The sequence below is a fragment of the Campylobacter sp. MG1 genome (genome assembly GCF_026616895.1).
Classification (GTDB): domain Bacteria; phylum Campylobacterota; class Campylobacteria; order Campylobacterales; family Campylobacteraceae; genus Campylobacter_E.
This window is the reverse complement of sequence record NZ_JANYME010000006.1, coordinates 118,344-132,270: the sequence shown is the minus strand read 5'-3', so window position 1 is coordinate 132,270 and position 13,927 is coordinate 118,344. Positions and strand designations below refer to the sequence as shown.

Sequence of the window (13,927 nt, the reverse complement as noted above, 5' to 3'; positions counted from 1 at the left end):
AATACTTGAAAAAGTCTTTGAAACTTTCTTTAGTTTTATGTTTAATGGGAGGGAATATAAGTTTAGCTGCTAATGAAAATGCTAATCTTGATACTATAGAAGTAAATGCTGAATCAATAGGATATAATAATTTTGATTCTATAAAAATTTCTAATAGAAATGCGAGTAATATCCGTGATGTAATGCGTGATATTCCCGGTGTTTATGTAGGCGGAACAAGTAATTTAAATCAAAAAATTTATATGCGTGGTATGAATGAAAAAGGTCTAAATATAACGATTGATGGTGCGAGAGAAAAAGGTAATATATTTCATCATTCAGCAAATTTAATATTAGATGCTGATATGCTAAAAGCTGTTGATGTTGGTGTTGGAGTTTTAAGCGTTGTAAATAATTCTGGTGCTTTAGGTGGTTCAGTTGCTTTTAAAACCGTAGATGCTACTGATTTATTAGAAGGCGATGAAAGTTTTGGAGGGAAAATAAAATCAAGTTTTGCAAGTAATAATAAAGAATGGCAAAAAAGCTTAATGCTTTATGGTAAAACTGACATAGGATTTCATGCTCTAGCTTATGTAAAACATAGTAGTTATAAATTTGGCAAAACTCCTGATGGACAAAGAATCGGTGGAACTCACGGAGATGATTTAAATTATTTATTAAAATTAGGTTATGATAAAGATGATCATAAAATAAAATTTAGCTATGAAAATACAACTTACAAAGGTGAGTATCCACTAAAAGGTGAATTTGGAATTACTGATACAACTGATACATTTGACCAAGAAACGCCTAGAAAAACAGCTATATTTGATTATAATTACAATCCTAATGATTATGTAGATTTTAATTTTAAAGCATACATTACAAGGCATAGTTTAAAACATAAAAAAAATAATGAACAAATTTTTAAAGATGTAGCAAATAGTAAAAATAAAAGCGCTTCTGGTAGCACAAGAGATTCTCATGTGGAAACAAAAGGCTTATATATTAATAATAAAACTATTTTAGGTAGTGATGATAGCTTTAAGCATACCCTAAAATATGGTTTAGAATACTATACAACTTCAAGTTTTATTGATAATATAATTTCTTATAAAGCAACTCCTACAAGTATTGTAAAAACAAAAGAATCTGATAGTCCTAAAGATAAAGTTAGCAATACTTCTATTTATTTAGAAGATACTATTACTTATGGTAATCTTAATATAATCCCTGGTATTAGGTTTGATCATTATACTATGAGTAACGTAGGTAGAGGTAATACTAGCTTTAATAATGTAAGCCCTGCACTAGCACTTGATTATAAATTTAATAATGGTTTTAATATATTTGCTGGATATGCTAAAGTATTTAGAGGACCTGAGCCAATTGAAACAATAAAGGTAAGTAGTGGTTTAGTAGCTTCACTTCCAGGAGAAGATTTAAAACCTGAAACTGGTAATGCATATGAGGTAGGCTTTGGTTATAAAAATAGTTTCAATGAGCATAATGTAAGCTTTATGGCTAAATATTTTTACACAGATTATAAAAATTTAATAAAAGAATTATCTACCATTGAAGGTCAAAAAACTACATTATTAAGATTTAATACAAATGGAGCTAAAGTTAAGGGAATTGAACTTTTTGCTAAATACTCTTATCAAGATTTTAGTATAGGACTAGGCTATACAAAGCAAGATACAAAATATAAAGATGGCGTTATGGTACAAGGAAAAGGTGGTAGCTCACTAGCTAAAGGTGATGTTTTAGGATATACCGATATGGGCGATAAATATACACTAAATTTAGAATATTTTGCAGCTCCTATTGATACATTATTTGGATATAACTTTATAGCATTTGCTGGTAAAAAACTAGATGATGGAACTAAAAGGGCTGGATATGGTATAAGTGATGTTTATGTATCTTATATGCCTAGTTATGTTAAAAATTTAGAAATAAATTTAAGTGTAAATAATTTATTTAATAAAAAATATGTTTCACACACTACAAGAAGTGCTACCATCTCAAGTAATACTGATTGGGAAGCAGGAAGAAATATAAAACTAGGCTTTAGTTACAAATTCTAAACTAAAAAAGGCTTTTTAGCCTTTTTTAGAATATCAATTATTAGGAGAAAATGTGGAATTTTTGAAAGAATATTTAGATTATTTTGTGTTTGCGATATTATTTTTTATGAGCTTTTTAGTTTTGGCATTTAGTATTGAAAGGCTAATATTTTTTAAAAATATTGATATTAAAAATTATAAATGTAAAGATGAATTAGAAATAGCACTTAGCAAAAATCTCACCTGTCTTTACATCGTTTATCAAAACGCTCCTTATATAGGTTTGCTTGGCACGGTAATAGGCATAATGATTACATTTTATGATATGGCAAATGCGGCTACTATGGACGCAAAAAGTATTATGCTAGGGCTTTCGCTAGCACTAAAAGCAACAGCACTTGGACTTGTTGTAGCAATCCCAACTCTTATGATATACAACGCATTTATTAGAAAAGTTGATGTTGTATTATCAAGGTTTAAGGAAAATAATGAGAGTAAATAAAGAAGGCTTAAATCTAGTTCCATTTATTGATATTATGCTAGTTTTACTTTGCATTGTTTTAAGTGTTAGCACCTTTATAGCAGAAGAAAAAATCGCTATAAACTTACCAAAATCAGAAAATAGCGTAAGCATTGATGATAAGCAAAAAGTATTTATAAGTATTAATGAAACTGGTGAGATATTTTATAATGAGAGTTTGCTTAGCGTAGATGAATTAAAGACAAAATTATCAAGCATTAGTAAAGATGAAATTGTAATTTTACGCTCTGATGAGAACGCTAGTTATAAACATTTTGTAAAAATAGTGGATATTTTAAAAGAGTTAAAGCATGAAAATTTTGCTATTGCAACAGAAAAATAAAATCGCATTTTTCATCTCCTTTTTAGTTCATGCGGTTTTGTTGGCGTGTTTTTTTAGAATTGATGTAAAGACAAGTGAGATTAAAAATGATAAAGCTTTAGCGGTGCTTTTTTATGCTCCTAGCATACCTCAAAATGCTGTTAAAGAAGAAATAATTGAAGAAATCAAAGAAATAAAAGAAGAAATAATCAAAGAAGAGATAAAAGAAGAAAAATTTGCTTTAAAACCTAAAAAAAAGCACCATAAAAAACCAAAACCAAAGCAAGAAGTAAAAGAAATTAAAAAAACTCAAGATGAGCCAATCACACCTAAAAACGAACCTTTAGCAAGCAAGATAAATGAAGCTAAACCAACTACTACAATTAGTAATAATACTCCTGCAGGTGGGAATAATCAAGATGAATTAATCTCTCATATTCAATCAGTTTTAAATAAAACTGCTAAGAGCAATTATCCTATGAGTTCAAGAAAAAGGCGTGAGCAAGGAGTAGTGGTTGTAGGATTTACCTATGATTATGGTAAGGCAAAAAATATAAAAATACTTAAGCCATCAAAATATGAAAATCTAAATAAAGCAGGGATTAAAAGCGTTGAGATAGCGAAATTTAAGCGTTATGAAAGAGTTTTAGATATTAGTGTGCCGCTTAAGTTTAGCTTACATTAGGCTAATTTAGTCAATTAATATTGACTAAATTTAGTTTAGACAAAACTTGTCTCTAATTAGCCTCAAGCACAATTTGAATTTAAGCGTTCTCTTTCTCTTTTTAAAAATTCTTCTTTAGTTAGTGGCTTTTCATTAGGATATTTTTCATTATGTTCTTTTAAATAAGCTTCATAATCAGGTATGCCACAAACAGCTTTTAATTTATCAAAAAAACCCATTTTTACTCCTTTTTATATTTTTCTATGAAAGATATCATAAAATAATTATAAAATGCCTAAATTTACAAATAAAATAATTTTTTATTAAATCAACACTAGTATAAATAATATTAAAGGATTGAGATGAAAAAATTAACAGCAAATCAAAAATCATTGATAAAAAAATTACCAGCAAAATACCAAATTTTTGCAGTTATTTTATTATTAATAATTATAAATTTCTCATATTTTATGTCTTTTTTTGATGAATATAGTTTAGAAAGAGTTAGTGATGGAGATACTATTGTAGTAATTAATAAAGGTGAAAAAATTAAAATAAGACTATATGGAATAGATGCACCTGAAAGTACTCAAAGTTATGGACAATATTGTAAAAATCAACTAACAAATTTATTAGAAAGTAAAAAAATTACATTAGATATAAAAAATAAAGATAATTATGGTAGAAGTGTTAGTATAGTATATGCAAATAATGAAGATATAAACGCAAAAATGGTGCAAATCGGTTGTGCTTGGGCTTATCAAAATTATACTAAAAAATATTTAGATTATGAAAAAATAGCTAGAAATAATAAAATAGGATTGTGGAGTGAAAAAAATCCACAAAATCCTAGAGATTATAGAAAAGAACATAAATAATTAATACCTATTTTTATCTCTAAAATATAAAATATAGTAAAAAATATTAATGTTTTATTTAATTTATTTTTATAATTTTATTATTAAATATTTTTAAAAAATTAAAATATTATAAAAATTTAATCTATATTATAAATATATTATAAATATTATCAATAAAATACATAAAAAATATTTTTTAACAAAAATAATTTTTAATTCTAATTAATAAATAATTACTTTATAATTATTAATTTAATATAAATACTATTAAAACATAAAATACCTCATTATAGCCAATTAATTAGGCTTTTATTTTTTGATTTTAAGTATTCATTACATTTTAAAAAATGTTGATTATTAAAAAATTTACCCCTTGCAAGTGGGCTTGGATGAGCCGAGCTTAATATTAAATGCCTTTTAGTATCAATATATTTTGCATAATTATTTGCAAAACTCCCCCACAACATAAAGACTAAATTATCATAATCATTATTAATCCTTTGTATAACATAAAGGAAAAAATCTTCCCATAAATGCTTGTGAGAATTAGGTTTGCTCTTTTGCACGCTTAAACTTGCATTTAATAATGCCACGCCTTGTCTTGCTAAATAGCTCAAATCACTTTGTAAAAATACAGCTTCATTTGGATAATCATTTAAGATTTCTTTAAAAATATTTCTTAAACTAGGTGGAATTTTAATACTAGATGAAAACGCTAAACCATCAGCACTTCCATCGTGATATGGGTCTTGACCTATTATTATTACTTTTGGAATTTCACATAATTTAAAGGCTTTAAATAAATCCTTTTTTTGTGGATAAATTATATTATTTTCATATTCGTAATCTAAAGCCTTTAAAAGTTCTTTACCCTTAGCAGTAGCTAAATAATCATCTACTATATTTAGCACAAAAGCTCCTTCTATGTAATAAACTTAAGCCGTGAATTTTAATAGCTTCTATGTGAGTTTTGGTTCCATAGCCTTTATGAGATTTAAAATCATATAAATTATCATCTAAATTAGCCATAAAATTATCCCTACTAACCTTAGCTAAAATACTAGCAGCCATAACGCAAGGCTCTATCTCATCAGCATTTATTAGAGTTTTTATACCCATTCCATAATCAGTATTACCATCAAATAATAATTCATCTTTTTCAAAATGCTCTATAATTTCTCCTAAAGCTTTTTGATAAGCCGCTCTAATTCCATTTAAATCTATATATTCATTATCAACAAAAACTACTAAATAATCAGAGTTTTGCTTAATTATCTCATACAAATTCTCACGCTTTTTTGCACTTAGTTTTTTACTATCATTTAATTCGTTTATATTTATTTTTAGCTTACAAGCTGCAAGCACTAATGGACCTGCAAACGCTCCACGCCCAGCTTCGTCAATCCCAATCATTTAATTCCTTTGAAATTAGCCAAGTATTTAAAGTAAGTCCTATAAATCTAATTTCATCATTAACGAAATTAAATTGCTCGTTTAATGATAAAACTAAGATATTTTTAAGCCCTAATTCTTTGGCTTTTTTGCTTAATTTTTTGCTTTTTAGTTTTATAAAATCTTTATTAGTAAAAGCTTCACATAGTATTCCTAAACTAGCCGAACTAATAATAAAATTTATATCATCATCATAAAAAATCTCATCATAAACCATCAAAAGTTCATTAGCTATTAAATTCTCATAATTTTTTAAAAAGTCCTTTTTAAAAGTTAAAGCATTTTTATATGCAAAATCCATAAAATAAGGTTTTTTCAAATTTTTATTAATGTGTTTTACCCAATATAATAAAAATTTATTTTCTAAAGACTTAACACAGTCAAAAAAATCATTTTTTGATATTTTTTTATCTTGGATAAACTCTCTAAAAAGACTTAAAATACTTATTTGATTACCTATTTTTGTAGCTAAATTACACATAATAATAATTTCATTATCACTTAATATTTCTTTCAAAATACGTTGTAAATTCATATAAGCTTTATAAGGTTCTAAATCAACATTCATAGGGTTTTGACCTAATAAAATATAATTTGACAAATGCAAATTTTCACTTAAATTTTTCTTTGAAAATGAAATAAATTCTTCATAATCTAAAAAATTTAATTTAATATTTACAAAATCCTTATAAATATAATTATTTTTTGAACTCAAAATATAAAATTTTTCTAAATTAGCATTATCAATATCTATAAATTCAGGCTCATTTACAACTAAATTCTTTATTTTTTCTTTTTTTATAAAATCATTTATATTATCATTCTTATATCTTAAATCTTCCATATTTATAAAAGTAAAATCATCTAAAATAGAAAATATAAATGATTTTTTACCACTATATTTTGCTCCTTTTATGAGAGCAAAACGTGGTAAATCTGTAATTTTTCTAGCTTTCAAATCATCTTTAGAAATTTTTAATTCTTTAAAATTATTTAAAATCATACCTTAGGACTAGCTGCTAAAAATTCATCGGCACTTTCGCCGTATCTTTTGAAATTTTCTATAAACATTTTAGCAAGCTTTATTCTAGTTTTATAAAAATCATTCTCATTTTCCCAAGTTTGTTCAGGGTGTAATAATTTTTCATCAACTCCAGCTAAACTCTTAGGCACAGCTAAATTAAACACATCGTAATTATAAAATTCACAATTTTGAATAGAGCCGTCTAAAATAGCGTTAATGCAAGACCTTGTAGCTTTTATACTCATTCTTTTACCAACACCATAACTTCCACCGCTCCAACCGGTGTTTACTAAATACACATTTACATTGTGTTTTTTAATCTTTTCGCCTAATAATTTCGCATAAACACTAGGGTCAAGTGGCATAAATGGTTCGCCAAAACAAGCAGAAAATGTAGCAACAGGCTCTTTTATACCACGCTCAGTTCCTGCAACTTTTGCAGTATATCCACTTAAAAAATAATACATTGCTTGAGTGTTGTTTAGTTTTGATACAGGAGGTAAAACACCGAAAGCATCAGCACATAAGAAAATTATATTAGATGGATGGCCTGCACTAAGACTTGGTTCATGATTTGGGATATGCTCTATTGGATAACTTACACGAGTATTTTCTGTCTTACTAGCATCGCAAAAATCAACATTTTTATCTCTAGTTATTACAACATTTTCGAGTAAAGCATTTTTCTTAATCGCTGCATAAATTTCAGGTTCACTATCCTTATCAAGGTTAATACATTTTGCATAGCAACCACCCTCAAAATTAAATACACCCTCATCATCCCAACCATGCTCATCATCACCTATTAAAGCACGATTTGCGTCTGTGCTAAGAGTAGTTTTGCCTGTGCCACTAAGACCAAAGAATAAGCAAACATCTCCATCTTTACCAACATTCGCACTACAATGCATACTCATCTTACCTTGTAAAGGCAACCAGTAATTCATCATAGAAAATACACCTTTTTTCATCTCGCCACCATACCAAGTGCCAAGAATTAATCCTATGTTATTTTCTATATCAAATCCTACAAATACATCGCTATTTAAATTTTGATGTTTATATAACTCATTACTTAATTTACAAGCATTAATTATCACAAAATCAGGTTCAAAATTTTCTAATTCTCCCTTACTAGGACGAATAAACATATTTTTAACAAAATGTGCTTGCCACGCAATCTCAGTTATAAATCTAATTTTTTTACGAGAACTCTTACTAGCTCCACAAAATACATCCATTATATATAAATCACGACCACTTAAATATTCTTTAGCTTTTCTTAAATTATCATTAAAAGTAGTTTTTGTACAAGCTAAATTTACACTACCCCAAGCTATATGTTCATTTGATGGTGCGGCATTTACAAAATATTTATCTTTAGGGCTTCTACCAGTAAAAACACCAGTATCAACTGCAAATGTATCATTTTGACAAACTTCACCTTCCTTGCAACGAATTTCATGTTCTCTTAACTCATCATAACTTAAATTATGATAAATTTTACCAACATTAACAATTCCTAACTTCTCTAGCATTATTATCTCCGAAAAAAATATTTTTAATCAATTCTACTTAAAAAAATTACTAATTGGGTAAAAATTGTTAATTAATATCAAAATTATAATCACAGGTGTTATGTACTGTAAAAATACAAAATAATATTTAGTTAATGTTTTTCCAAAAATATCTATAAATACTCTAAAAAATGCATATCTTTTCATTAAAAATCCTACATAAATGCTAGAAAATAATACCCCTAAAGGAAGCATAATATTACTAGTTAAAAAATCTAATGCACTAAAAGTATCAAAACTAAGCTTATTAGCCATTCCAAGAAGAGCTAAAATACCTATTATATAAACAAAAATTCCAATAATAATCAAAGCTTTTTTTCTACTCATTTTGTTTTCAAGATAGAATGTAAATGGCTCAATCATAGAAACAGCACTAGTAATCCCAGCAAAAAATAAAGCTATAAAAAATATACAAGAAAAAATTGAACCCAAAACATCAAGTTTTGAAAAAAGTGTAGTAAGACTAACAAAAACAAGTCCAGCTCCACTTTCATTAGGATTTGCTCCATAAGAAAATATAAATGTAAATACAATAAGACCCATCATAATGCCTATTAAAAGATTTATAAACACTACAAATAAACTTGATTTTAAAATATTAGTTTTTTCATCTAAACTAGCAGCATAAGTGCTAATACAGCCTATCCCAAGACATAAAGTAAAAAGACTAAGTCCTAGAGCATCTAAAAGTGAATTTATACTCAATTTACTAAAATCAGGTTTAAATAAAAATTCACAAGCTTTCAAAAAACCATCTTGTGTCAAACTAAAGCACAACATTAATAAAAGTAATACAAAAAGTGTTGGCATTAATATAATATTTAATCTTTCAATTCCATTTATAATACCTTTACTAACAACATAAATTGTTAAAAAAAAGCATATACTAAAACAAATTATACTAACAAATATATCACCACCTATAGCCTTTCCAAATAATTCTCCAGCACTTTTTAAATCTTGTGGTAAAGAAAAACTTAAAAATATATAATGAAATACTAAAGATAAAACTACTAAATAAAATGATAATACAAATATTCCGGTAAGCATAAAAATCCCACCTACTTTGCATAAATTTGGCTTAAATTTAGCGAGGGTAAAATAACTTGTAGCTAAATCACTTTTAGTAATTTTTCCTAATGCAATTTCTGCTAAGAATAATGAAATTCCGATTGTCAAACATAAAAACAAATAAAGTAGCATAAAGGCTGAACCACCATTAGTTCCAACCATTGTAGGAAATTTCCAAGCGTTGCCAAGCCCTACGGCACCACCTGCAAGTGCTAAAACAAAACCTATTTTAGAAAAAGTGCTCCTAGCTGAGCCAAAGTAAACTCCTCATAATAATCTCCTTTTTAATAAATTAAATCAAAATAATATCATAAAAAAATATTTTTACAATAATTTTTTCTTAAAAATTTTACAATATTTTTAAAAATCCTAAATTTGTGCTATATTTATCAAAAAAAAAAAAAAAAAAAAGGATAAAAATGTATAGATGGGTCTTGGCTAGTGCTTTCTTTTTTATAGGACTTATAGCCTATATGGATAGAGCAAATATTTCTGTAGTTGCTAGTTTTATTATGAATGAATTTCATATAGATAAAACTACTTTTGGAATGTTAAATTCATTGTTTTTCTTAGCTTATGCATTAGGTCAAATTCCAGCAGGAATTTTAACACAAAAATTAGGTAATAAAACAATGATTATTTTAGGTTTATTCTTTTGGTCTATTTTTACAATTTTAACACCGTTAGCTAGTAGCTTTTTAATGCTTTGCATTATTAGAATTTTGTTTGGATTAGGAGAATCACCTATATTTGTAAGTAGTACCGCATTTAATAACAACTGGTTTGGTACAAAAGAAAAAGCTATGGCAGCATCATTTGTATTAGCTGGTTCTTATTTTGGACCTGTGATAGCACCATTCATATCTGTTTGGTTATTAGAAAATTATGGTTGGCAAAGTGTATTTTATGTTTTTGGTTGTGTAGGATTAATAATAGCTTTAATATTTTATATTTTTAGTAGTTCTAGTCCTGAAAATAATAAATTTATAAGTAAAAAAGAATTAAATTTCATTCTAAAAGAAAGATTTAATGACGATAATAATAAAACTACTTGGAAAAATTTTCTTAAAAACAAAGAATTATATGCTCTAGGAATTGCTTATTTTTGTGTAATTTACATTTATGGTATGTTTATGGTATGGCTACCTACTTTTTTATTAGAAGCAAAAGGTATGGATTTAAAATCAATGGGTATTTACGCTGGTGCTCCTTGGCTTTGCCTTAGCATTGCTGTCGCATTTACAGGATTTGCAAGCGATAAAATTTTAAAATTTACAAACGACTATATAAAAGCTAGAATTCATTTAGCAATTTTAGGACTTTTATTATTTGCAATTAGTGTTTATTTTGTTGTCTATTCTAATAGCTTTTTTATAAGCATTTTAGCACTTAGCTTAGGTTTTGGATTTATAGGTTTTCCAATAGTAACTTGCTGGGCTATGTGTATTGATAAAGGAAGAAAACAAGCTGCAACATTAAGTGCTTATATGAATTTTTATGGTTGCATAGGAACTACAATATCACCACTTGTAATAGGATATATAGTAGAAAATTACAACTGGAATCTAGCTATTTTAATAAACCTAATTCCAGCTGCGATTGGAATACTTGCATTGTTTTTTGTAAAACCACAAAACCAAGCTGTATAATTTAAGCTTCTTTTGAAGCTTAAATATTTTTTAACATAATTACTAAAATTACTATAGGGCAAATAAATCTTATAAAAAATAACCAAATTTTAAAACCTGTTTCTTTCATATAAGGAATGAATAATTCTTCTAATTTGCACTTTTCAACAACAAATCCTACGAAAATACAAGTAACAATAGCTGAAACTGGCATTAAAATATTTGATGTTAAATAATCTAAACAATCAAAAATACTTTTCCCAAAAAAGGTAAAATATATAGAATAGTCTTTATGAAAACCTAAAATACAAAATGAACCAAATATATAAACAAAAATAGCTATATATGTTAGTGCTAATTTTCTACTAATTCCAAATTTATTTATCAAATAAAACGCAAATGGCTCTACCATAGAAACAGCACTAGTAAGCCCAGCAAAAAGTAATGCTATAAAAAATGCAACAGCTAAAATATTACCAATAATTCCCAAATTTGAAAACAAACTCATCAAACTTACAAATATAAGACCTGGACCTTGCTGATTTGGACTTGCTCCATATTCAAATACAAAAGTAAAAACGATAAGTCCCATCATAATACCAACTAAAATATTTATGAAAATAATTGACAATGTTGATTTGATAACATTTGTATTTTCAGGCAAACTTGCAGCGTATGTTAAAACTACACAAACACCCATAGATAAACTAAAAAAACTAAGACCTAAGGCATTTAAAATTAATTCAGTATTTAAACTACCATCATTAACAAGGACTGAAAAATCAGGCTTGAATAAAAAATTAAAAGCACCAGCAAATCCATTGAAACTAAAACTATAAAGCAACATTAGTATAAGTAATATGAATAAAGCAGGCATCATCCATACATTCATTCTTTCAATACCGCTTTTAATACCTTTGCTAACTACCCAAAATATCATTATAAATACTATAGTAAAACATGTAAATTGAGAGCTTAAATCATCGCTAATTAATTTATTAAACATTGCACCAGCTGCATCTGTAGTATTAGGTAATGTAAAAAAACTAGAATAAATATACTTTAAAATCCATCCTATAACAACACTATAAAAACAAATAATTAATATAGCTCCTATCATAAAAAATCCAGCTAAACCCCATATATTTTTGCCTTTATTAGCAAGTTCACTAAAAGCACCTACAGCATCTTTTCTAGTAATTTTTCCTATACTTAATTCACCCAAAAAAACCATAAAAGCTATTAAAAATGTTAATATTAAATATAATAATATGAATACTGAACCACCATTAGTTCCTACCATAGTAGGAAATTTCCAAGCATTACCAAGCCCAACAGCAGAACCTGCCATCGCTAAAATAAATCCAATTTTAGAAAATTGTTCTCTCATTTTTATCCTTTAAATTTAAAATAAACAATAATTATTACTGCAAGTGGAGCTACAAATCTAGCGAAGAAATACCACACTTTAAAACCTAAATCACCTGTATAAGGATAAAAAGTTTTATATAAATCCTTACAACTTAAAAAATATCCAACAAAAATTGCTGCCATAAATGAACCAAAAGGCATAATTATATTTGAGCTTAAATAATCTAAGATGTCAAAAAATCCCATTCCAAAAAATGTAAGGCTATCTTTTGTATCGCTAATAGTTGAAAAAATACACATAAGTCCTAAAATATAAACTAAAATTCCAAGTAAAATTATTGCTTTAATTCTTTTCATATTAAATTTATTTATCAAAAAGAATACGAAAGGTTCTATCATAGAAACAGCACTGGTAATTCCTGCAAAAAATAAAGCTATGAAAAATGTTATAGCTAAAATTTTTCCTAAAAATCCTAATTTAGCAAACAAAGATATCAAACTTATAAAAATTAATCCAGGGCCTTGTGCACTAGGGTCAGCGTTAAATTCAAAAATAAAAGAAAAAACAATAAGTCCCATCATAAGACCTATTAAAAGATTTATAAAAATTATATAAAAAGTCGAACTTATAAAATTAGTTTTTTCAGGTAAACTAGCTGAATATGTAATAATACTACCAGCACCTATACTTAATGAAAAACACGCAAGTCCAAGTGCTTCTAAAAACGAACTTGAAGTAATTTTGCTAAAATCTGGTTTAAATAAAAATTTAAATGCATCAGCAAAACCATTTTGAGTAAAGCTATAACAAAGCATTAGCAATAAAAGCACAAATAAAGTAGGCATCATTATTACATTTAATTTTTCGATTCCATTTTTAATACCACGTGAAACAACCCAAAAGGCTAGAAAAAATACTATAGAAAAGCAAATTATCTCAGCTGTTACATTCTTTTCTAATAAATTTACAAACAATTTAGCATTTTCATTTATGTCTACATTTAAACTTGTAAAATTAAATAAAGCCATCAAACTATGGTATAAATAATAAACAATCCAACCAATTATAACACTATAAAAGCTTACTATTAACAACGCACCAATCATACTAAAGCCTACTAAACTCCATGCTTTTTTATTACTAGGTGCTAACTTATAATAAGCTCCAACAGGATCAAGTCCGCTAGTCTTACCTATATAAAGTTCACATAAAAACATAATAAAACCAACACAAAGTGTAAGTAATATAAATAATAACACAAAAGCAGAACCACCATTAGTCCCTACCATCGTAGGAAATTTCCAAGCATTTCCTAATCCTACCGCCGAACCAGCAACAGCTAGTATAAATCCAATTTTGCTAAATGTATTCACAGTATGCCCTTTTTAG

General features: G+C 27.0%; 14 protein-coding genes. 6 read left to right on the top strand and 8 right to left on the bottom strand.

Annotated elements, in window-relative coordinates; genetic code table 11:
* Positions 1-5 precede the first annotated feature (5 nt).
* From NY022_RS06590 to NY022_RS06575, 4 genes are read left to right on the top strand one after another with little or no spacing between them, the layout of a single operon-like run.
* Entirely contained in the window at positions 6-2,069 is a 2,064-nt protein-coding gene (locus NY022_RS06590; RefSeq protein WP_267524607.1) for a TonB-dependent receptor domain-containing protein, read from the top strand.
* 52 nt (positions 2,070-2,121) lie between these two features.
* The gene (exbB, locus tag NY022_RS06585; protein ID WP_239802994.1) at positions 2,122-2,550 is read left to right on the top strand and encodes a TonB-system energizer ExbB; all 429 of its coding nucleotides are present in this window, start codon (positions 2,122-2,124) and stop codon (positions 2,548-2,550) included.
* Positions 2,537-2,911 carry a TonB system transport protein ExbD gene (exbD, locus tag NY022_RS06580; protein WP_214117358.1) on the top strand — a complete coding sequence of 125 codons (375 nt, stop codon included), beginning with the start codon at positions 2,537-2,539 and terminating at the stop codon, positions 2,909-2,911. The genes exbB and exbD overlap by 14 nt, the downstream gene beginning before the upstream one ends.
* Positions 2,880-3,575 (top strand): TonB family protein, encoded by a 696-nt coding sequence (locus tag NY022_RS06575; protein WP_267524604.1) that lies wholly within the window; start codon positions 2,880-2,882, stop codon positions 3,573-3,575. Before exbD ends, NY022_RS06575 begins: the two co-directional genes overlap by 32 nt.
* 62 nt (positions 3,576-3,637) lie before the next feature.
* Here NY022_RS06575 and NY022_RS06570 read toward each other — a convergent pair whose 3' ends face one another.
* Positions 3,638-3,793, bottom strand: a complete 156-nt coding sequence (locus NY022_RS06570; protein ID WP_267524602.1) for a CstA-like transporter-associated (seleno)protein — start codon at positions 3,791-3,793, stop codon at positions 3,638-3,640.
* Between the two features lie 123 nt (positions 3,794-3,916).
* Here NY022_RS06570 and NY022_RS06565 point away from each other — a divergent pair, with 123 nt between their 5' ends.
* Positions 3,917-4,432 (top strand): thermonuclease family protein, encoded by a 516-nt coding sequence (locus tag NY022_RS06565; RefSeq protein ID WP_267524600.1) that lies wholly within the window; start codon positions 3,917-3,919, stop codon positions 4,430-4,432.
* Positions 4,433-4,701: 269 nt separating this feature from the next.
* Here NY022_RS06565 and NY022_RS06560 read toward each other — a convergent pair whose 3' ends face one another.
* The 5 genes from NY022_RS06560 to NY022_RS06540 are packed head-to-tail and all read right to left on the bottom strand — an operon-like array spanning position 4,702 to position 9,766.
* Positions 4,702-5,325, bottom strand: coding sequence for a uracil-DNA glycosylase (locus NY022_RS06560; RefSeq protein WP_267524598.1), 624 nt, complete (start codon positions 5,323-5,325; stop codon positions 4,702-4,704).
* Positions 5,306-5,827 (bottom strand): ribonuclease HII, encoded by a 522-nt coding sequence (locus tag NY022_RS06555; protein ID WP_214120593.1) that lies wholly within the window; start codon positions 5,825-5,827, stop codon positions 5,306-5,308. The genes NY022_RS06560 and NY022_RS06555 overlap by 20 nt, the downstream gene beginning before the upstream one ends.
* A complete protein-coding gene (locus NY022_RS06550) occupies positions 5,814-6,869 on the bottom strand; it encodes a hypothetical protein (protein ID WP_267524597.1) in 1,056 nt (351 codons plus the stop codon). Before NY022_RS06550 ends, NY022_RS06555 begins: the two co-directional genes overlap by 14 nt.
* The gene (gene pckA, locus NY022_RS06545; RefSeq protein ID WP_267524650.1) at positions 6,866-8,434 is read right to left on the bottom strand and encodes a phosphoenolpyruvate carboxykinase (ATP); all 1,569 of its coding nucleotides are present in this window, start codon (positions 8,432-8,434) and stop codon (positions 6,866-6,868) included. The genes NY022_RS06550 and pckA overlap by 4 nt, the downstream gene beginning before the upstream one ends.
* Before the next feature lie 27 nt (positions 8,435-8,461).
* The gene (locus NY022_RS06540) at positions 8,462-9,766 is read right to left on the bottom strand and encodes a sodium-dependent transporter (RefSeq protein ID WP_267524648.1); all 1,305 of its coding nucleotides are present in this window, start codon (positions 9,764-9,766) and stop codon (positions 8,462-8,464) included.
* Positions 9,767-9,957: 191 nt separating this feature from the next.
* Between NY022_RS06540 and NY022_RS06535 the strand changes: the two genes are divergently transcribed.
* Positions 9,958-11,187 (top strand): MFS transporter, encoded by a 1,230-nt coding sequence (locus tag NY022_RS06535; protein ID WP_267524595.1) that lies wholly within the window; start codon positions 9,958-9,960, stop codon positions 11,185-11,187.
* Between the two features lie 19 nt (positions 11,188-11,206).
* On the opposite strand, the gene NY022_RS06530 is transcribed toward NY022_RS06535, so the two are convergent.
* On the bottom strand, positions 11,207-12,556 hold the full coding sequence (locus tag NY022_RS06530) for a sodium-dependent transporter (protein ID WP_267524593.1): 1,350 nt from the start codon (positions 12,554-12,556) through the stop codon (positions 11,207-11,209).
* Positions 12,557-12,558: 2 nt separating this feature from the next.
* Complete coding sequence (locus NY022_RS06525; RefSeq protein WP_267524591.1) at positions 12,559-13,911, bottom strand: sodium-dependent transporter; 1,353 nt, start codon at positions 13,909-13,911, stop codon at positions 12,559-12,561.
* Between the last annotated feature and the right edge of the window lie 16 nt (positions 13,912-13,927).